The sequence below is a fragment of the Acidaminobacter sp. genome (assembly GCF_030247605.1).
GTDB lineage: Bacteria > Bacillota > Clostridia > Peptostreptococcales > Acidaminobacteraceae > Acidaminobacter.
In genome coordinates, this window is the sequence record NZ_JAOTSB010000008.1 from 79,793 (window position 1) to 99,533 (window position 19,741).

The following is a 19,741-nucleotide window of genomic DNA, read 5'->3' on the forward strand; positions in this document are numbered from 1 at the left end:
GCGGGTTTTTATGATGGAGAAAACTGAAAACATTCAAAAAGATATCCGCATTACGGCGCCTCTTTCCCGTGAGCAGGCTTTGGAGCTGAAGGCAGGGGATTCCGTGCTGATCAGCGGCGTGATTTATACGGCTCGGGACGCGGCGCACAAGCGCATGGTGGAGACCCTCGACCAGGGCGGGGATCTGCCCTTCGACGTGCGGGACGCCATTGTGTATTACGTGGGACCGTCTCCTGCGAGACCGGGCAATGTCATAGGCTCTGCGGGTCCGACGACCTCGGGCCGCATGGATGCTTACGCGCCGCGGCTGCTGGATTTGGGGCTGCGGGGCATGATTGGAAAAGGCGCTCGAAATCAAGGGGTTATTGACGCCATTGTTCGAAATGAGGCGGTTTATTTTGCGGCTATTGGTGGCGGTGCGGCGGTGATTGCGGACAGTATCAAGTCCATGGAAGTGATTGCCTTTGAAGAGCTGGGCGCGGAAGCGGTGCGCAGACTGGAGGTCGTGGATCTTCCTGCGATTGTGGCCATAGACAGCACAGGCGCGAATTATTATGACATTGGACGCCGGGCTTATCTCGCGGAGCGGGATGGCGCTGCAGGTGATGTTACTGATGCTGCAGGTGCCGGGGAAGGTGACGAGGTATGAGGGTGACCAGAACAGCCAAAGCCGGAACTCTGGAGTCCAATGACATCTTTATTATGGTGTCGCCTTCAGAGGCCGAAGGGGTGACCCTGGAGCTCCAGAGCATTGTCCTGGCTCAGTTTGGCCGTCAGATCCGGGAAACTATTTTGAGGACTGTGGCGGCGCGGGGTGTGACTCAGATCAGCATTCTGGCTCAGGACCGGGGCGCGCTGGATTATACTATTGAAGCCCGGGTTGAAACGGCCCTTGACAGGGCGCTGGCGGAACCGGGGGTGATCCTGTGAAGCGGCTTCGAAGAACTATGCTTTTTGTGCCCGGCAACAATCCCGGTATGATTCAGAGTGCCAGCGTGCTGGGCGCGGACTCGGTCATCCTGGATCTTGAGGACGCCGTTAGTCTCAGCGAAAAGGACAGCGCGAGAAAGCTCGTGACTAAGGCCCTTCGAAGCTGGTCTTTCAAGACCACAGAGGTGACGGTGCGCATCAATCCAATCACGACGGTGTATGGGCCTCTCGACCTGGAGGCCATGCTGGAGGTTCAGCCGGACATTTTGCTGATTCCCAAGGCAGAAGTGGCGTCTATTCAGGAAGTTGAGGCGCGGATTTCAGCCTATGAGGCGGCTAAGCTTGGCGGCGAGGCGGTGCGGACCAAGCTCTTTGCTTTGATTGAGAGTGCTGCAGGCGTCGAGCATGTTCACGAGATCCTGGCGTCGTCGCCGCGGCTTGTGGGAGTTCTGTTTGGCGGCGAGGATTATACCTCGGATATGGGGGTTGCCAGAACTATGGGCGGCATGGAAATTGAATATGCGCGGAATAAGGTGGCGGTAGCCTGCAAGGTCCATGGGGTGGACGCGGTGGATACGCCGTTTACGGATGTGGACAACCACGAGGGGCTGCTGGCGGATGCGCGCAAGGCGAAAGCCATGGGCTTTACCGGCAAGGCGGCGATCAACCCGCGTCAGGTGGGCATCATTCACAAAGGCTTCGCGCCGGATCCGGTGGAGGTGCGGTATGCCCTCAGAGTGCTGGAAGCCATGGAAGAAGCCGAGGCAGAAGGTAAAGGCGTCTTCTCGCTGGACGGCAAGATGGTGGATGCGCCAATTATTCAGCGGGCCCGCCAGATGGTGGCCCTGGCGGAGAAGCTCGGGATGGTTAAGGGTTCAACTGCTTCAAAGGATGAAAAAAACGCAAATGATTCTCTAGAAGGAGGCTTGGTGTGATGCATGGTATTGAGTTTGAAATTGCGCCTGCGTCAGGGGAAACCCGACGCCAGCCGCTTCCTGAGTATATCGAGGGCTATGGCGAGGTGCGGGCCTTTGAAGGGGCGTTTGCCAATGTTGGGGTGGGAATTTCTGACCATCGGCCAAGGCGTTCTAAATCTGTGCGTCCCGGGCAGACGAAGTTTCTGGCAACTATTGAGGAAGCGCTGGATCGGGCCGGGCTGCGTGACGGCATGACGCTGTCCTTTCACCATCATCTGCGCAACGGCGACCATGTGCTCAACCTGGTTATGGAAGCGGTCGCGCGGCGGGGTGTGCGGGATCTGACCCTGGCGGTCAGCTCGATTTTTCCGGTCCACGAGCCTCTGGTGGCGCTGATCGACGCGGGCGTCGTGACGGGCCTGGCGACGAACTATATGTCTGGACCGGTGGCGAAGGCGGTGTCCCAGGGGCGGCTGAAAAAGCCGGCGGTCATGATGACCCATGGCGGACGGCCCCGGGCCATTGAGAGCGGCGATTTGCCTGTCGACATTGCGTTTATAGCTGCGCCATGCTCGGATCCGTATGGCAACTGCAACGGCGTCCGTGGCAAGTCGGCCTGCGGGGCGCTGGGCTACGCGGTGGCGGATGCCCAGTATGCGGAGGTGGTGGTGGCGATCACGGATCACCTGGTGGCGTATCCTGCGTCGCCGGCTGAAATCACGCAGACCATGGTGGATTATGTGGTGGAGGTGCCGTCGATTGGGGATCCCCAGGGCATTGTCTCCGGCACCACGCGCATTACCCGGGATCCGGTGGGTCTGGCGATTGCCCATAAAGCGGCCCAGGTCATTCATGCATCGGGACTTCTCGAGGACGGCTTCTCCTTCCAGACCGGTGCTGGCGGCACGTCGCTGGCGGTAGCGGCGGAGCTCAAGGACATGATGAAAGAGGCCGGGATTGTTGGGAGCTTCGCGGCCGGCGGGATCACCGGCTACCTGGTGGATATGCTGGAGGAAGGCTTGTTCAACAATCTGCTGGACGTTCAGTGCTTCGACCTCAGGGCAGTTGAGTCTTACAGAGACAACCCAAGACATTTGCCGATGGACGCTTCCATGTACGCCAATCCCTTCAGCAAGGGTGCCGTTGTCAATCAGCTGGATGTGATGATCCTGGGGGCGACGGAAATTGACCTGAACTTCAACGTCAACGTCACGACGGGCTCTGACGGCACCATCATGGGCGGCTCCGGCGGCCACAGCGATACGGCGGCCGGCGCGAAGCTGGCCATGGTGGTCACGCAGCTGGTCAAAGCCAGACTGCCAATCGTCCGCCGTCACGTCACCACCATTACAACACCGGGTGAAACGGTGGATGTGTTAGTAACGGATCATGGCATTGCGGTGAATCCGGCGCGGCAGGATTTGATTGCTGCTTTGGAAGCGTCTGGACTTAAAGTGGTTACGATTGGGGCCCTGCTGGCTTTGGCGGAGTCCATGACAGGCATTCCGGATGAAGTAACCTTTAGCGATGACATAGTCGCCGTGGTGGAATACCGGGATGGTACTGTGGTGGATGTTGTGAGAAGAACGAAGTAGGTTGGGGAAGAAAGAAGAAAAGAATTGAGAGAAATGGTAGAAACCCTATCGCGGGAAGTCCGGTGCGACTTCCCGCGATAGGGTTTCTTTTTTGAAAGTGTGCCCAACGACCTTCGCTGCGAAATATTACAGAATTATTACCGCAACTGACACTGAATCGAAGTGAGTGTCAGACACCGAACTTAAATGAGTGTCAGACACCAAACCTGAACGAGTGTCAGACACCAAGTCAGATTGAGTGTCTGACACCAAAACTGAACGAGTGTCAGACACCAAATCAGATTGAGTGTCTGACACCCAACCTGAACTGGAAAATGGCGTGCCATTTTCCTTCCTTTTTCATTTCTTTGGTTGAAATCTTGCAATTCACACAAAATCAAAATTCATTTTATAAAACTTTGTGAGGAGACGCATTGTGTATAAATGATCATTTGTATATAAATATACAATATGGCACATTGTATACAATCTGCTAAAAAACGAACAAATATTGTTTTTATATGTGTAATTGTTTGTTTATTTGACAATAAATCTCTGAAAAAAGTCAATTGTTAATGAAAAAGCACTTGACAACGGAAGTGAACGACTCTAAAATCATATACTATATTAACAAAGCGCGCTCATAATTATGCATTGATGCAAAAACAAGTCTAAGGTGGTGATTGTCTGTAAATGAATACAAAGGAATCGGAAATTTCATTTATCAGCTATTTTACGTTACGTCCTATTTGCAAGCTAAACTTGCAGACTTCACCGAATCATACTGGAAGTCAGCGCTAAAATTCGGAATGAACTTCAAACCGCAAACCATAAAGCGATCAGGTTTGTGAGTGTCAACCATCGGCGTGCTTTGGCTCTTGAAATGGGCATGCCAAACAGAAGAGGAGGGAACTGTCAAATGGATACCATGATCCTGAATACCATGTGGGTTTTAATCGCCAGTGTTTTTGTTTTCCTGATGCACGCAGGCTTCGCTATGGTCGAGGTCGGATTTACGCAATCGAAAAACGCCGTCAACATCATCATGAAAAACTTCGTAACGGTGTCCATAGGCGTTCTCGGATATTATGTCGTGGGGTACGCCTTGATGTATGGGACGGATGTCAGCGGCCTGATCGGCAGCGATCAGTTTGTGCTGATGGGCTCGCCGGAGTCGGTCGCCGGGATTTCCTTTGACGTCTTTTTCTTCTTTCAGGCGATCTTCGCGGCGACCTGCGCGACCATCGTTTCAGGCGCCATGGCGGAACGCACGAAATTTTTCTCTTACGTGGCCTTTTGCGTCGTCGCGACAACGGTCATCTACCCTTTGATAGGCCACTGGATCTGGGGTGGCGGATTTCTTTCCAGTGTGGTCGGATTCAGAGACTTCGCAGGCGGCACGGCAGTTCACGCGGTCGGCGGGTTCTGCGCGCTGATTGGCGCCATTATGGTTGGACCGAGAAACGGTAAATATAAAAACGGGGTACCGCGTGCGATCCCGGGACACAACATTCCGCTAGGCGCGCTGGGCGTCCTGATCCTCTGGTTTGGATGGTTCGGCTTTAATCCGGGCAGCACGCTGGACATCACGTCACCAGCGACTGCGCACGCCGCAGTGACGACCCTGATCAGCGGCGCGGCAGCCACCATTGCGGCCATGATTTTGAGCAATGTCAAATATGGCAAGCCTGACGCAGGCCTGACCCTCAATGGCGCTTTAGCGGGACTGGTCGGGATCACTGCGGGCGCCAACCAGATTTCGTTTGCCGGCGCAATCCTAGTAGGCGCGGTCAGCGGCGTGCTGATGCTGCTTGCAGTTGAATACATTGACACGAAGCTGCGCATAGATGATCCGGTGGGCGCGATTTCAGTCCACGGCGTCTGCGGCGTCTTTGGAACGCTGGCAGTGGGCGTGTTGTCCATGGACGGCGGCCTCCTCTATGGCGGCGGGATGACGCTGCTGACCGCTCAGATCATTGGTGTTGGGATCAGCGCGACGGTGGCCATGGGGCTGGCCTTCCTGACTTTTGTGGGGATTAAGGCGACCATCGGCCTCCGGGTTGAGGAAAGCGAGGAACTGCACGGTCTGGATGGGATCGAGCACGGCATAGCGGCATATATGGATCTTTAGAGGGAGGCGCGGACAATGGTTGAAAAGATGAGCAAAATTGAAATCATCATGAACCCTGACAAGTTTGAGGACCTGAAGGAAGCCATGAACGGGATTGGCGTGACGGGGATGACGGTGACGAACGCGCTGGGGTGCGGGCTCCAGAAGGGGCACAAGGAGTACTATCGGGGGGTTCAGGTGGAAATTAATCTGAAACAGAAGCTGAAAGTGGAGATCGTCGTGTGCGAGGTGCCCGTGGAGACGGCGATTCAGACGGCTCTAAAGATTCTGCAGACAGGGAATATTGGAGACGGCAAGATTTTTGTCTACGACGTGGTGGACGCGGTGCGCATCCGGACGGCGGAGCGGGGACCGGCGGCGGTTAAGGATCCAAAGTGATCAAGGGCAAGGCGCTCAGCCGATGGTCGCAGCCACTCCACGCGAGATTGTGAGTGACAATGACCATCGGCAAAAAGCTTTTAGAACTGGTGACACAATATACAGATACTTCCATGTTTCAACGCCTTAACGAATCCTTCCAAAAAATCAATTTGAATTTTGGAACGATTCGTAATATAGTGTTCTGAATACATAGAATTTTATGTGAACGCAGTGGACTTAAAGGGGTGTTTAATATGGGAATGAAATTTATCAAACGGTTGCCAAGTAAAGAGGAAGTCCTCGCGGAACAGCCTCTATCACTTATTTCAAAGAAGAAGAGGGACCAGCGCGTCGACGAAATCAAGGCGGTGCTGGAGGGGAAGGATGATCGCTTTCTGCTCATCATTGGGCCGTGCTCGGCGGATAACGAGGAATCGGTCTGCGACTATGTCGAGAAGCTCGCGCTGGTGCAGGAGAAGGTCAAGGACAAGCTGATCCTGATCCCACGGATTTACACCAATAAGCCGCGGACGACGGGGGCCGGATATAAGGGTATGGCCCATCAGCCGGACCCGAACAAGGAGCCGGATATCCGCCAGGGGATCCGTGCGATTCGCCAGATTCATCTGCGTGTCCTGATGGACTATGGCCTTCCGGGTGCCGATGAGATGCTTTACCCCGACAACTACTCCTATTTGGCGGATGTGTTCGCCTACAATGCAGTAGGCGCGCGGTCTGTTGAGAATCAGCAGCACCGGCTGACCTCCAGTGGGGTAGATGTGCCGATAGGCATGAAAAACCCAACCAGCGGCGACTTTTCTGTCATGCTGAACGCCATCAACGCGGCGCAGCAGGGCCACAGGTTTATTTACAGGGGCTATGAAGTGGAGTCGGACGGGAATCCCCATGCCCACGCGATTCTTCGAGGCGCTGTGGACGTTCATGGACGGAATTTGCCAAACTATCATTACGAGGATCTGATTCACTTCATTCATATGTATGACAAGTCGGGCTTCCAGAATCCTGCCATTGTGATTGACACGAATCACTCGAATTCCATGAAGAAGCATTACGAGCAGCCGCGGATCGCTAAAGAGATCCTGTTCAGCCGAAAATATGACCCGAGCATTCGAAGCATGGTCAAAGGTATGATGATCGAAAGCTATCTGGTGGGCGGGACTCAGAAGATTGGCGAGAACATTTATGGAAAGTCCATTACCGATCCTTGCCTGGGCTGGGAGGAATCCGAGCAGCTGATGTACTATATTGCGGATAATGTATAGGAAATTTAATTAGAACGTATGATTAGAAAATGGTGAAACCGGCGGCGCCCAGAAGGATTGGGCGCTGCCGGTTTTTTAATTGGAAGAGTTGAAGGAAAAATGAATAATGAACACTGATCCTTGGTGATTATTACTGATATGTTACCGTCCGCGACGAGTTGAAACTTGTCCGCGTCCCCAGATCAAAAGTTGTCCGCGCGGCCTGTGGCCTATTGTCCCCAACCCACCCTGTGGAACATCCGTCATCGAGGTACAAATCACGTGAATTGACCTCAAAGTTTTGTTAAACTATATATAAGAAAACATAAATCTCAGGAGGGCGTTATGGACAACATACTCAGAATCAATACCAGAACGAGAACGATCCAGTACGAGACTACACCTGAGTCCTATCTAAAAACCGGCGGCAGGGGCCTGATCGCGAAGATCCTGCTGGATGAAGTCGATCCAGCCTGTGAGCCCCTGGGGCGTCACAACAAGCTGATTTTCGCCATGGGCCTGCTGACAGGCACCAATGTGTCCAGTGCCAGCCGCGTCTGCATAGGCGCCAAAAGTCCGTTGACTCAGGGTATTAAGGAAAGCAATTCCGGCGGCACCACAGCTATGCGGCTTGCTCAGATGGGCTTAAAAGCCATGATTCTGGAGGAACAGCCGGAGGACGACCACTGGCACTATGTCAAAATCAGCAAAGGGGCGTGTTCTCTAGAACCTGCAGAGGCATATCTTGGCATGGGCACAGGGGAATTCTGCGACGCTATACATAAGCTTTACCCGGGCGCGGCTGTCAGCTGCATTGGTCCCGTCGGAGAAATGCTCTACAGCTCAGCGGGGATCGCAACGACAGATGCAGATCATAAGCCGGGCCGTTTCAGCGGACGCGGCGGTCTTGGCGCTGTCATGGGCTCCAAGAAAATCAAAGGGATTGTCGTTCTGGGAAAGGACACCATGCCTCTGGCGGACAAAGAGGGCTTTATGGCCGCCTTAAAGACTTACACCTCTGTGGTGAAGGATGCGCCATCCACACTCAACTACAGAACCTTGGGCACAGCTTCTATGGTGCGCATCATGAATGGTCATGGCGGCCTTCCTACCCACAATTTCAGTCTTGGCCGGTTTGATGGCATGGACCAGATCTGCGGTGAAACTATCTTTGATGTGATTACTGAAAGGGGCGGAGACGGCCGAACCTCCCACGCCTGCATGCCGGGCTGTGTGATTCAGTGCTCCAATATATACCCTGACATAGAGGGTAAAGCAATCGTTTCCCCTCTGGAGTATGAAAACTTGGGGCTCCTGGGCTCCAACCTGGGCATCTCTGACCTGGATACCGTCGCAAGGCTCAATGCTCTGTGCAACGACATGGGCATTGATACCATCGAAACCGGCGCTGCCATAGGTGTGGCCATGGAAGCGGGGGTTGCCGCTTTCGGTGACTCAGAGGCAGCCTTGGGCTTCATGGAAGATATCCGAAGAGGCACCGTTCTGGGCCGCGTACTGGGCAATGGCGCTGTGGTTACGGGTAAAGTCTTTGGGATCCGCAACGTACCGGCGGTCAACGGACAGGCTATGCCTGCCTACGATCCGCGGGCCATCAAAGGCATGGGCGTGACGTACGCCACTTCACCCATGGGCGCGGATCACACCTATGGTGCAACCGCCCGGGCTCAGATTGAACAGGCCTCAAGCGTTGGCCAAGCCGAGCTTTCCTTCAGCACCCAGAAAAACATGGCTGTTTACGATACCCTGGGTTTTTGCATCTTCTGCAGCGGCGCCGTTGGAAACCAGCATCAGCTTATAGCGGATCTGATCAACGCAAGGTATGGCTGGTCTGTGGATGTCCCGTGGCTGAAGTCGATTGGGGAAGAAACCCTTAAGAATGAGCACCTCTTCAACCAAAAGGCCGGCTTTACCAAGGCCCATTACAAAATGCCGGAGTGCTTTACCGAGCGCGTGCTGCCTGGGGTCAACACCGTCTTTGACGTGGGGCAGGAGGAACTGGAGCAGGTCGTGGAAGCGCATTTAGAAGGTCGAAGGACTCTAAAGCCATGATAGTCGTCAAAGTCCCAGGCGGCATAAAAAAAGAGGTCAGTGTCGCAGAGACGTTGACGCTGGAATGGAAACCAATGACGATCCTGCAGTGGTTGGGGCAACTGGGAATTGAAGAAAAACAGGTCGGCGCAGTGCTCGTTAACGGCAAACCAAAGAAAATGTCTCATACCCTTGAGGACGGAGATGAGGTGCAGATCCTGCCCGTCCTGAGCGGCGGATAGGGTGGAAGTGCAGCGACGTCATGAGGAAGGGGGTGTCAGCGGCGTATGCCAGTTGACACCTTCTTATGGTTATAGGTGAAAGAAAAATGACCATCGGCTGCCGATGGTCATTTCTATATACAACTAAATTTTCGTCACGCCGTCTTCAACAGCCTCTTGAAAAACACCGACTGTAGCCATACGAGACTGAGCCCGCAGAGTCCGGTCAATACCAGAAAGCCAACCCAGGCAAAGGCATAGCTGCCGGTTTGGTCATAAATCAGATTTGTGACGAGGGGCCCCGTTGTCGCGCCGGTCATCATGGTGATATTGACCAGGCCATAGACGTTGCCAAAGTCCTTGCTCCCAAAGAAGCTGCCCGTCAGGTAGGCGTTGCCGACTGTGGACATGGAGGCGGCCATGCCTACCAGGACTGAGGCGCCTACAGCGACGACGACTGCGGAAGCGTTCAGATACCCCACCATGGTCACCATCAGAGCGGAGATGCCTATCAGAATGCCGCGTCTTGCACCAAATCGGTCAAAAAAAGCGCCTAAGCTAAGCTTTCCAACCAGCATGCCAAGGGCCTGGACGGAAAACATCAGGGCAGAGAATTCTGCAGAGTAGCCCAGCTCCAGCATATAGGCAGCTATAGTCAGCTGTGAGCCGCCAATCACGACACAGAGGAAAAACATGGTGATAAAAAACATCCAGAAGGCAGGCATGACTTTGAGCTCAGAAAGCATAAAACCTGCTGGTGCTTCAGTCGCAATAGATCCGGCGGCCTCGACAGTTTTTACTGTGGCAGCTGCATCAGAAGGTCGCTTAACCAGGGGACTCAATCCCTTTTCTTCAGGACTTCGAACGGCAAACCGCCAGGTGAGCGGTAAACATACCATCAAAATGAGTCCGCCGCTTACCCAATACCCTGCCTGCCAGCCCCAGCCAGAAATGACGCCTGAGATCATGGGTGATAGCAGGGCGGTGCCAATTCCGCTTCCGGCGGCGACAAGCCCAAGGGCAAAGCCACGCCTGTCGATAAACCAGTGGTTGACCAGGAGTGAGCCCGCCAGGTTTGAGCTTCCAACGAAACCAGGTCCCAAAAGAATAGCAATCAGGTAAAATTGCCAAGTGGCCCTTGCGAAAGAAAATGAAGCGAAAGCCAGTCCGGCAAGGAGTATGAAGAGCGTCAAGCTGCGCTTCAGATGCCGGCTGCGGCTTAGTATTCTGCCCACCCAGGCGGAGGAGGCGGCTGCGGAAAGGCCCACCAGCGTAAACGTCAGGGTGAATTCACCTCGTTCAAAGCCCAGCGCTTCAGTGACGGGAAGCACAAAGAGGCTATGACAGCTCATGATGATCGAAAAGCTGACTGCCATGAGCATGAAACCGAAGAAGACGATCCACCATCCAAAAAAGAGGGGTGGCTTTTTTTGTGTTTTACCAGGATGATTCATTGAGGTAAGCCCCCCTTAAAAATAATCGACTTTGAGAATGACACGTGTCTTTGCATCCCGGTGGGGTGTGAAGTACCGGGACCATCGGCTCAAATTTATTATTTTTGGCCTGACAGCGCATCCGCCGTCTTGATGGCACGGTACATGACCTCATTTACCGGCGTGGGGACCCCGTACTGACGTCCGAGGGCCATGATTGTTCCGGACAGCATCTCGACCTCGGTCTTGCGGCCGCTCTCCAAATCGTTAAGCATGGAGGGTCGGCTCTCAGGCGGCATGGCCATCAGGACTTTGTCCCAGTTTTCAAGGTCCGTTTCGGTGAGACCAATGCCGTTTTTCTCCGTAATCCGGATCAGCTCCCACATGGCCGAGCGCATGAGGGCGTGGGCCTCAGGGATGCGCTGGAAGACACCGAAGCCGCCGCGCACGACGGCAGCCGCCTGGTTGATGCCCACGTTGACCATGAATTTGTACCACAGTTCCCTGAGCATTTTGACGGGGATAGTGTATGCAAGTCCCACCCGGTCGAAGAACGCCGCCACTGCTTTGACCTCGTCTCTTACTTCCGAATTGTCCGCGTCACCAAAGCTGACGGTGCCATACTGTGTGAAGCGGATCCGGTTTTGATCCCGGGCGCCGTCGATGCTCATCACCAGGCCATAGAGTACACGCGACCTTCCGAAGGCTGCCGCCAGACGGTCCTCGCTGGTGATGCCGTTCATCAGCGACAGAATCAGCGTGTTCTTGCCGACAAAAGGCGTCATGTCCTCAATAGCCGAGTCCAGGCCGTAGTCCTTAACTGCGACCAAAATCAGGTCTGCAGGTTCCGGGTTTGCCTCGTCCGGATCCGCCAGAGTAAAGTCATAGCGATGACCATTGATCACCAATCCCTCCGCCGCATAACGTCGTTTCCGCTCGCCACGCGCCAGAATGCGAAGGCAGTTTGGGTCATAATCGGCAATTTTTTTGGCATAGGCCCCACCGATGGCACCCGTGCCGCAGATCAGTACATTGTTTATGGATTGCAAAGATTGCAAAGAGCCACCTCCTCAAGGAAAGAAGATTATATTTTATAAAACTGTTGTATAATCTTACCATAAGACCCTGTAAAAATGTAAGATGGAATGTTGAAAAACCGAAAAAATGCAAAGTGAAATGTTGAATTTTATTTGACAAATATTTAACTTGGTGACGCGGACGGTAATGTAATTGTAACATTGAACAAAAAAGCCATGTCCGCAGAATCATAACCACGGACATGGCATTTTCTCTTTACAACGGCAATTACACCAAATTTTCCTTAATACTTCTCGGACTCATCCACCTGAGGAGGTTCAACATGGAACCAGCCTTATCGTTGGTACCGGATAGCCTTGAGCCTCCAAACGGCTGCTGCCCGACAACAGCACCCGTTGGACGGACGTTGATGTAAAAATTGCCGGCACTATGGGTTAATGCTTGATTGGCAAGCTGAATGGCATAGGGGTCCGTCGCGAAAACAGAACCGGTCAAGCCGTACTTGGAAGTCGTATCGCAAAGCGCCAGGGCATCCTCAAAAGCCTCATCCTCATAGAGATAAACCGTCAATACCGGACCGAAAATTTCCTCTTCCATGGTAATGAAGTGCGGATTTGTGGTGAGGATGACCGTCGGCTCAACAAAGAACCCTTTGTCTTTTGAGCATCCGCCCCCTGCGATCACCTGGGCCTCATCAGAAGCCGCAGCAGCCTCAATACAACGCTTTATATTATTGAAGGACTTCTCGTCGATAACAGCGCCCATAAAGTTATCAAAGTCCTCAACATTCCCAATTTTGATTTTGCTGAGCTCTTCAAACAGGGCTGTCTGGATCTCAGGCCATAAACCCTTCGGAAGGTATGCCCTGGAAGCGGCAGAGCACTTTTGCCCCTGGTACTCAAAGGCGCCCTCTGCCAAGCCGTGAGCGACTGCTTTGACGTCTGCGCTGGTATGTGCAATGACAAAGTTCTTGCCGCCGGTTTCTCCTACCAGCCTTGGGAAAGTTCTGTAATTCTCCAATTGGTTGCCGACCGCTTTCCAGATGTGCTGAAAGGTTTTCGTGGACCCGGTAAAGTGTACACCACTCATGTATTCGTGCCCGAGGATCACATCACTGATCTCACTGGCATCCCCCGGCAAAAAGTTGATGACGCCAGCCGGCAGTCCTGCTGCTTCGTAAAGCTTGTATACCACATAAGCCGAGTATACCGCGGTGGAAGCCGGCTTTAACAAAACCGTATTGCCGCAGATTGCGGGTGCAGCGGCCAAGTTGCTGCCTATCGCTGTAAAGTTGAAGGGGGCAACCGCAAAGACAAAGCCTTCAAGTGGCCGATAGTCAGTTTTATTCCACGCGCTCAAACCAGAAATGGGTTGATCCGCATAGAGGTTACTCAGGCAATAGGCATTGAATCTCATAAAGTCAACCAACTCACAGGCGGCATCAATTTCTGCCTGTTTGAAAGTTTTGCTTTGGCTGAGCATGGTGGCCGCGTTCAACTTTGCCCTCCAGGGACCGGCAGCGAGCTCGGCAGCTTTTAGGAATATGGCAACTCTGGAAGACCAGGGGAGACTTTCCCATTTCTTTTTTGCTTTCAGGGAAGAGTCTATGGCTAGTGCTGCTTCACTTCGTCCTGCTTTATGGTAAATCCCCAACACATGCTGATGATTATGAGGCATAACGCAATTTGAAGTGTTGCCGGTTCTAATTTCCTTGCCATCTATAATGACGGGAATCTCGATGCACTCAGACTTTATTCTAGTTAGTTCGCGTTCCAGTTCAATACGTTCCGGGCTCCTGGGCAGGTAGCTTCTGACGGGTTCATTGACAAAGGGATTGACTTTGGGGCTGTGAAATTGCATAGCTTAGACCTCCTAAGTGTCTTCAAGCTGTGGTGACTCTGTCAGGATCAGCATGGTAAAGGTTTCGAGCATGCCTTCAATCTTTAGAAGGGCATCGTGAAGCTGGGTCATCTGATCTGTTACGCTGGCTCGAATTCTGAGCATCATGCACCACTGGCCGGTAATTCGATAACATTTTTCAATTTTTAATCCTTCAATGCGAATAGACATGACGCGGTTCATGATGTCGTTAAAATCTGTGGTTTTAACATTCATAAAGACAAAGGCGCGAATGCCTTGTCCGGTTTTACCCCAGTCGATCTCAGCGGAGTAACCCTTGATGACGCCTGTGGCTTCGAGTTTGGAAATTCTCTGGTGGATGGCAGGGCGTGACATATTAAGCCGCTTGCCGATCTCTTCGTGAGACAGGCGGCCGTTATGTTCCAGCAAATTTAAAATTTTAATATCGAGGTTGTCCATGGAAGTCCCTCCTTGAGAAGATCGTAAAGGAAAAAGGGTAGTGTTGCAACTAATAGTTTGTATTATTAAGAAAATCAAACGAAAAGAAAATTACGGATTCGTCATATGTCGATTTCGGGTGTCTAAGACAACGAAACGAAAGGATGGAGGGAAAGGCCCAATTGAGAAACGTCTTGAGTTGGGGGTCAGTCTACATTCTCGGTTTGAGGTCAGTTCCAATTCTCGGTTTTGAAGAACTGTAAAAAGTATATAACGTTAAACGAAAAAGTCATGTCCGCGAAACAATCTCTGCAGACATGACTTTTATTAAACCTTATGATCTAATCACTCAATCTTTAAAAAAGATCTATTTTAGTTAAACGTCACATGAGTCCCAGCCTTGCCATCAAGCGCCTCTACAGCTTTGTAAAGGGAAGTGATGATAGCCCGCTTGGACGGGTTGGCGCGAACGAAGCGAATGGCAGCCTCGACCTTAGGCAGCATGCTGCCCGGCGCGAACTGTCCTTCATCCACGTATTGCGCAGCCTCGATCAGGGTCATATGGTCGAGGTCTTTTTGATCTGGCTTGTTGTAGTTGATGGCGACCTTTTCGACTTCCGTCAAAATAAGCAGGATATCCGCGTTGACGTCCTCGGCGAGGCGTTCCGCCGCCAGATCCTTGTCGATCACAGCCGCGACGCCTTCAAAAGTCCCGTCAAAATGCTCAATGACCGGAATGCCGCCGCCGCCAACAGTGATGACTATTGTCGTATCCCAAAGTCGTTTGACTGAATCTAGCTCGACGATCTTTCTCGGAATAGGGGAGGCGACCACACGTCGCCAGCCCCGGCCGGCGTCTTCCTTCATGATGTAGCCCTTTTCCTCCATGAGCTTTTTCGCTTCATCCTCAGAGTAAAATGGCCCTATAGGCTTCGTAGGATTCTGAAACGCCGGATCGTTCTTCTCGACGACCACCTGGGTCACGAGGGAGACAACGGGAATATTTTTATTGCGTTTATTCAAAGCGTATTTCAAGCCCTGCTGGATGTGATACCCAATATAGCCCTGGCTCATGGCGCCGCAGACGTCAAAAGGCATGGCAGGCGTCACGTCTCTTGCGGTTTCTGACGCGAGGAGAATGCGGCCAACTTGTGGTCCGTTGCCATGGGCAATCGCGATCTCATATCCACGGCAGCTGATTTCAGCAAGGTGCTCACAGGTGTTTTTGACAACTTCGAGTTGAGCCTCGGCAGTCGCTGGGCTCCCCGGCTCCTGAAGCGCGTTGCCTCCTAATGCGATGACCACTTTTCTGGCATTGCTCATTCTTTGCGGGCTCAGGCGCGAGGCGTGGGCCCTTCTCTCCTTTCGACGATCGGAATTTGAGATGCTGGTTATTGGGAGGTTATATACCCTACACACTTCTATTATACGCAACCAACGGTTGTTAGGATATGACGATTATAGTATGTGTTATTTGAATTATATTGTGGAATGATCACATTATTATCGATTCATTAATAGAATAAGTGAGAAATTAAAATAATATTGTTTTAATCAAGTAACATTAAAAGCACAAAATCGCTGAAGTATGAAGTTTCAGCGATTTTGCTTTAATATGATGTTGCATTATTGGGCGTATTTTGTTTGCTAAATCACGTTCATTTCCTTAACTATTGTTTTATGTTTTGAAAGGGACTTCGATATTCATCTAGAGTCTTAAATTTAAACAACTTGTTATTTTAAGCAGTGAGGTACTCCACGGTTTTTGTCTCATTGTATACATCCCTGTCAAGTTCACCAAGTTTGTCAGCGACCAGCATGGCAATCATTACATCATTTGTATTGTTTAATACTGTTCTGAATACGCCGGAGAACCAGTCAATTCCAATCAGAATCGCAACAGCCTCAAGTGGAAGTCCTAAAGAGGAAGCAAGGAAGGTATAGACAATGACCATACCGCCAGGTACTACAATTGTTCCCATACACATCATGATTGAGAGTACGATAGCCAATCCCATCTGTAAAGGAGCAAGCACAACACCCGTTGCTTGGCTGATGAAAAAGATTGCAATAACATAGCACATTGCTGCGCCGTTTGCGTTCATGGACATAGTGATCGGTCCGGTAAAGTCAGCTACTCTGTGGCTAACGCCAAACTTGGTTACGGAGTCTTCCATTTTTGTAGGAAGAACGATTGCAGAAGAGGTAGTTGTTGCTGCAAGGATCGCAATTTTGGCGAATTTCTTAGGCATTTTGAAAGGATTCGTTTTTGTTAATAAGCCGGTCATTGGTCCGAAAACCATAAGCTGAATGACGTCACCAATAGCCAGTGCGCCTAAGAACTTAAGCATCGGAATTATGACTTTAAATCCAGTAGTTCCTGAGACTGCAGACAACAAAGCGAAGATGCCGATTGGAGCGAGTTTCATAACCATTTTAATGATTTCCATTATAACCGCATTAAAACCAACAATAAATTCTTTGACAACGGTATTGCCGGAGTTGCGAGTATATGTACCCATGCCCATTCCGAAAAGGAGTGCAAATATGATACTAGGAATCATTGCGCCACTTGCCATTGAAGATATAATGTTGGTGGTAAAAAAGCCTAAAATAGTTTCTTTAACTGAAGCTTGAATAGGTTCTGCAGCGACAGCGCCGTTAGTAATATCAATGCCGACACCCGGTTGGATGATGAGAGCTAACGCAAGACCTAATAATGACGCAAATGTAGTCATTATGATAATCCATTTGAATGTGTGAAAGCCCATTCTTCCAGCGCTTTTTCCATCGACGTTTCCAATCGCTGCCGCTACGGATGTCATAACTAGCAGGACAACAGACATTTGAATAAGGCGTATAAAAATATCTCCAATAAATTTAATATTGCCAGCCCAAGGTCCAACAAGAGATCCAAAAGCTATACCACCAATTGTCGCAATAAGTATTTGATTTGTTAAAGACATTTTAAATGATGACGATTTTTTTGCGCTTGCATTAGACATATACTCAACGCTCCTTTTCATATTAAGACCTTGACAATTTTGTAGATTCTTGTTCTTACTAAGTTTTTCAATAATGGTCTGGTCTGGAATGAAACATACAGATTTTAGAAATGGCTATAAAAAACTGAATTATAAATATTTATTATGAAAACTAACTGGGTGGTCGACCGTTACACAGCATCCCAATTGGTATCACCTAAGTTTTTATAATTCAGATGTTTTTGATAATTGCACAAGTATGCGACAATGCCATTAAGAAAAAGGAACTTAATATGAATGGAAGCGATTATTTTGTATAGGTCTGCTCGAATTATGAACAATTTAATTTGTGTATAAAAAATCTCTAAGTCATGTTAAATTGAATATTGAGCACCCAATAAAAGGTTTACATTGAATATTCTCCAAAGTGATGAATCTTGAACAAGCAAGTGATTTATTTCCTTGATGCATTTCCTGTTTGCTTGATGTTCACAGTATATTCGTTTTTTCAGATTGTTTTGTTATCTAACTTTGATAAACTTCTGCATCAAATTTGTCATCATATATCAATGAGTTACATTTGTTGTACTGATAATATCTGGTTAACGAGTTGAACCAAGAATAACTTGATTAAAAATTGAAAGGGGAAAGCTTTGTGAGTAGATATGGCATAGAGAATAAATTAACTGAGTATATGGACTGCTTATCAGAAATAGGAGCGGATGATAAAGGAGGTGTTACACGCCTGCTTTATTCTGACGCTTGGAAGGCTGCACAGGAAAAAGTTAAATCCATAATGTGTGATATTGGAATGACATCAGAATATGATGCTGTCGGCAACTTATACGGTAGAGTCACCGGAACGGAAAACGGAAACGAGACTATAGTAGTAGGCTCACATATTGATACTGTAAAGAACGGCGGGAAATACGATGGTCAATTCGGGATCGTTACAGGACTTGTCGCTATTGAATACTTATATAAGACATTAGGGGCTCCAAAAAAGAATCTTGAGGTATTATCAATTTCAGAAGAAGAAGGAAGCAGATTTCCTTGTACCTTTTGGGGGGTCAAAAACGTTTTGGGAATAGCTCAACCTGAAATTGCAAAAAATTTGGTTGATGCAGACGGCATAAGATTCGAAGATGCAATGTTAAATTCTGGATTTAATTTCATGCCTTCCAATTACGAAAAGAGAACAGATATTAAGAATTATATTGAAATACATATTGAGCAAGGTGGCGTATTGGAAAGAGAAAACAAATCAATCGGCGTGGTGACGGCTATAGTTGGACAACGCAGATTTAATGTAAGCGTCGTTGGTCAAGCCAATCACGCTGGTACGACACCAATGGGCTATAGAAAAGATGCGGTCTATGTGACAAGTAAAATGGTGAGTGCTATTGTGGACAAAGCTAAGTCATATGGCGATCCTATGGTTGCGACAATTGGTAAGATTGAAGTATCGCCTAATGCCGTCAATGTTGTTCCTGGAAAAGTAAATTTTACTGTTGATATGAGACACACAGACCTGGATACATTAGAAGAGTTTACTGAATTCGCAAAAAAAGAAATGAAGAAAATTGCAGATGAAACAGATGTGGAGCTAACCGTTGATATGTATATGAGCGAAATACCAGTTCCAATGGATGCTGGACTTGTAAATATGATTATTGAGACGTGTGAGCAAAACAACTTAGAGTTCAAAGTCATGCACAGCGGTGCTGGCCATGACGCACAATTAATGGCCCAGCATTACCCATCAGCAATGTTTTTCGTCCCGAGTGTTAATGGAATCAGTCACAATCCATTAGAATTTACTGAAACTAAGGATTTGGTTGTAGGGGTTGAAGCAGTCATTGATGTTCTTAAAAGACTCGCTTATTAATTGAATCAAATACTAAGGAGTGTTGAATATGCCTTACCCGATGGATCTATTGAGTTCAAGAGCAGTAATCAGACCAGGAAAATTCGCGATTGTTCCACCTGAAGGTCTTGTGAATAATGTCATTCCTAGATTCAAGAATTGCAAGATTTCAATTTTGGTTTCCCCGAAAATTGGAGCAAGTTTTGTTGAATATTTGGTGAATGTCGAACCTGAAGGTGAAAATCTCCAGGGATTTGGTGGGGAAGGAATCGAAACCTTCGTATTTTGCTTGAGTGGACAAATAAAAGTCAAGTCTTACACAGAAAGTGAGTTTATTACGCTTGATGGAGGTGGCTATTTTTATTGTCCACCAAGCGATTATATGTGCTTCAAAAATGATAGCGGAGAGGTGGCCAAATTACTATTATACAAGCAACGCCATGATCATCTCCCAGGATATGAACCAAAAGCTGTAGTAGGAAACGTCAATCAAATTGAATCTTGTGATTATGATGGAATGGAATCTGTACAATTAAAAGATCTATTGCCATCTCATCTCGACTTCGATATGAACATGCACATATTGACTTTTTCATCTCCTGGATGCCATCCGTTTGTTGAGACGCATGTTCAGGAACATGGTGCCTATATTTTGTCAGGTGAAGGTTTATATCTGT

At 49.6% G+C, this 19,741-nt stretch carries 17 protein-coding genes; 11 read left to right on the forward strand and 6 right to left on the reverse strand.

Features of this window, described 5'->3' with window-relative positions; all coding sequences use genetic code 11:
• The first annotated feature begins 10 nt into the window (after positions 1 to 10).
• The 9 genes from OEL90_RS05915 (at position 11) to OEL90_RS05955 (ending at position 9,465) form a co-directional block, all read left to right on the forward strand.
• On the forward strand, positions 11 to 649 hold the full coding sequence (locus tag OEL90_RS05915; RefSeq protein WP_291402136.1) for a Fe-S-containing hydro-lyase: 639 nt from the start codon (positions 11 to 13) through the stop codon (positions 647 to 649).
• Entirely contained in the window at positions 646 to 930 is a 285-nt protein-coding gene (citD, locus tag OEL90_RS05920; RefSeq protein WP_291402138.1) for a citrate lyase acyl carrier protein, read from the forward strand. Before OEL90_RS05915 ends, citD begins: the two co-directional genes overlap by 4 nt.
• Positions 927 to 1,865, forward strand: coding sequence for an HpcH/HpaI aldolase/citrate lyase family protein (locus OEL90_RS05925; RefSeq protein WP_300687506.1), 939 nt, complete (start codon positions 927 to 929; stop codon positions 1,863 to 1,865). The genes citD and OEL90_RS05925 overlap by 4 nt, the downstream gene beginning before the upstream one ends.
• The gene (citF, locus tag OEL90_RS05930; protein WP_300687507.1) at positions 1,865 to 3,442 is read left to right on the forward strand and encodes a citrate lyase subunit alpha; all 1,578 of its coding nucleotides are present in this window, start codon (positions 1,865 to 1,867) and stop codon (positions 3,440 to 3,442) included. Before OEL90_RS05925 ends, citF begins: the two co-directional genes overlap by 1 nt.
• An 898-nt stretch (positions 3,443 to 4,340) precedes the next feature.
• A complete protein-coding gene (locus tag OEL90_RS05935) occupies positions 4,341 to 5,552 on the forward strand; it encodes an ammonium transporter (protein WP_291402142.1) in 1,212 nt (403 codons plus the stop codon).
• A 15-nt stretch (positions 5,553 to 5,567) separates the two neighbouring features.
• Positions 5,568 to 5,930 (forward strand): P-II family nitrogen regulator, encoded by a 363-nt coding sequence (locus OEL90_RS05940; protein ID WP_291402144.1) that lies wholly within the window; start codon positions 5,568 to 5,570, stop codon positions 5,928 to 5,930.
• Positions 5,931 to 6,166: 236 nt separating this feature from the next.
• Positions 6,167 to 7,195, forward strand: a complete 1,029-nt coding sequence (locus tag OEL90_RS05945) for a 3-deoxy-7-phosphoheptulonate synthase (protein WP_291402146.1) — start codon at positions 6,167 to 6,169, stop codon at positions 7,193 to 7,195.
• Positions 7,196 to 7,519: 324 nt separating this feature from the next.
• Positions 7,520 to 9,244, forward strand: a complete 1,725-nt coding sequence (locus OEL90_RS05950) for an aldehyde ferredoxin oxidoreductase C-terminal domain-containing protein (protein WP_291402148.1) — start codon at positions 7,520 to 7,522, stop codon at positions 9,242 to 9,244.
• Complete coding sequence (locus OEL90_RS05955) at positions 9,241 to 9,465, forward strand: MoaD/ThiS family protein (protein ID WP_291402150.1); 225 nt, start codon at positions 9,241 to 9,243, stop codon at positions 9,463 to 9,465. The genes OEL90_RS05950 and OEL90_RS05955 overlap by 4 nt, the downstream gene beginning before the upstream one ends.
• Positions 9,466 to 9,599: 134 nt before the next feature.
• Here OEL90_RS05955 and OEL90_RS05960 read toward each other — a convergent pair whose 3' ends face one another.
• The 6 genes from OEL90_RS05960 to OEL90_RS05985 all read right to left on the reverse strand — a co-directional run bounded on the left by OEL90_RS05960 (position 9,600) and on the right by OEL90_RS05985 (position 17,218).
• Positions 9,600 to 10,898 carry an MFS transporter gene (locus tag OEL90_RS05960; protein ID WP_291402152.1) on the reverse strand — a complete coding sequence of 433 codons (1,299 nt, stop codon included), beginning with the start codon at positions 10,896 to 10,898 and terminating at the stop codon, positions 9,600 to 9,602.
• Positions 10,899 to 10,996: 98 nt separating this feature from the next.
• Positions 10,997 to 11,935, reverse strand: coding sequence for a ketopantoate reductase family protein (locus OEL90_RS05965; protein WP_291402154.1), 939 nt, complete (start codon positions 11,933 to 11,935; stop codon positions 10,997 to 10,999).
• A 247-nt stretch (positions 11,936 to 12,182) separates the two neighbouring features.
• Positions 12,183 to 13,775 carry an L-glutamate gamma-semialdehyde dehydrogenase gene (pruA, locus tag OEL90_RS05970; protein WP_291402156.1) on the reverse strand — a complete coding sequence of 531 codons (1,593 nt, stop codon included), beginning with the start codon at positions 13,773 to 13,775 and terminating at the stop codon, positions 12,183 to 12,185.
• A 12-nt stretch (positions 13,776 to 13,787) separates the two neighbouring features.
• Complete coding sequence (locus OEL90_RS05975) at positions 13,788 to 14,234, reverse strand: Lrp/AsnC family transcriptional regulator (RefSeq protein ID WP_291402158.1); 447 nt, start codon at positions 14,232 to 14,234, stop codon at positions 13,788 to 13,790.
• 351 nt (positions 14,235 to 14,585) lie between these two features.
• Entirely contained in the window at positions 14,586 to 15,536 is a 951-nt protein-coding gene (gene arcC / locus OEL90_RS05980; RefSeq protein WP_291402160.1) for a carbamate kinase, read from the reverse strand.
• Positions 15,537 to 15,952: 416 nt separating this feature from the next.
• On the reverse strand, positions 15,953 to 17,218 hold the full coding sequence (locus tag OEL90_RS05985; protein WP_291402162.1) for a dicarboxylate/amino acid:cation symporter: 1,266 nt from the start codon (positions 17,216 to 17,218) through the stop codon (positions 15,953 to 15,955).
• A gap of 634 nt (positions 17,219 to 17,852) precedes the next feature.
• Between OEL90_RS05985 and allC the strand changes: the two genes are divergently transcribed.
• Positions 17,853 to 19,085 (forward strand): allantoate deiminase, encoded by a 1,233-nt coding sequence (gene allC / locus OEL90_RS05990; protein WP_291402164.1) that lies wholly within the window; start codon positions 17,853 to 17,855, stop codon positions 19,083 to 19,085.
• A gap of 28 nt (positions 19,086 to 19,113) precedes the next feature.
• On the forward strand, positions 19,114 to 19,741 hold a 628-nt coding region (gene allE / locus OEL90_RS05995; protein WP_300687514.1), incomplete at its 3' end, for a (S)-ureidoglycine aminohydrolase.

Coding starts and splice junctions, on each gene's coding strand:
- citD (WP_291402138.1), top strand. CDS start 646: ATGAGGGTGACCAGAACAGCCAAAGCCGGAACTCTGGAGTCCAATGAC.
- arcC (WP_291402160.1), bottom strand. CDS start 15,536: ATGAGCAATGCCAGAAAAGTGGTCATCGCATTAGGAGGCAACGCGCTT.
- pruA (WP_291402156.1), bottom strand. CDS start 13,775: ATGCAATTTCACAGCCCCAAAGTCAATCCCTTTGTCAATGAACCCGTC.
- OEL90_RS05985 (WP_291402162.1), bottom strand. CDS start 17,218: ATGTCTAATGCAAGCGCAAAAAAATCGTCATCATTTAAAATGTCTTTA.
- OEL90_RS05960 (WP_291402152.1), bottom strand. CDS start 10,898: ATGAATCATCCTGGTAAAACACAAAAAAAGCCACCCCTCTTTTTTGGA.
- citF (WP_300687507.1), top strand. CDS start 1,865: ATGCATGGTATTGAGTTTGAAATTGCGCCTGCGTCAGGGGAAACCCGA.
- OEL90_RS05950 (WP_291402148.1), top strand. CDS start 7,520: ATGGACAACATACTCAGAATCAATACCAGAACGAGAACGATCCAGTAC.
- OEL90_RS05915 (WP_291402136.1), top strand. CDS start 11: ATGATGGAGAAAACTGAAAACATTCAAAAAGATATCCGCATTACGGCG.
- OEL90_RS05935 (WP_291402142.1), top strand. CDS start 4,341: ATGGATACCATGATCCTGAATACCATGTGGGTTTTAATCGCCAGTGTT.
- OEL90_RS05945 (WP_291402146.1), top strand. CDS start 6,167: ATGGGAATGAAATTTATCAAACGGTTGCCAAGTAAAGAGGAAGTCCTC.
- OEL90_RS05975 (WP_291402158.1), bottom strand. CDS start 14,234: ATGGACAACCTCGATATTAAAATTTTAAATTTGCTGGAACATAACGGC.
- OEL90_RS05955 (WP_291402150.1), top strand. CDS start 9,241: ATGATAGTCGTCAAAGTCCCAGGCGGCATAAAAAAAGAGGTCAGTGTC.
- OEL90_RS05940 (WP_291402144.1), top strand. CDS start 5,568: ATGGTTGAAAAGATGAGCAAAATTGAAATCATCATGAACCCTGACAAG.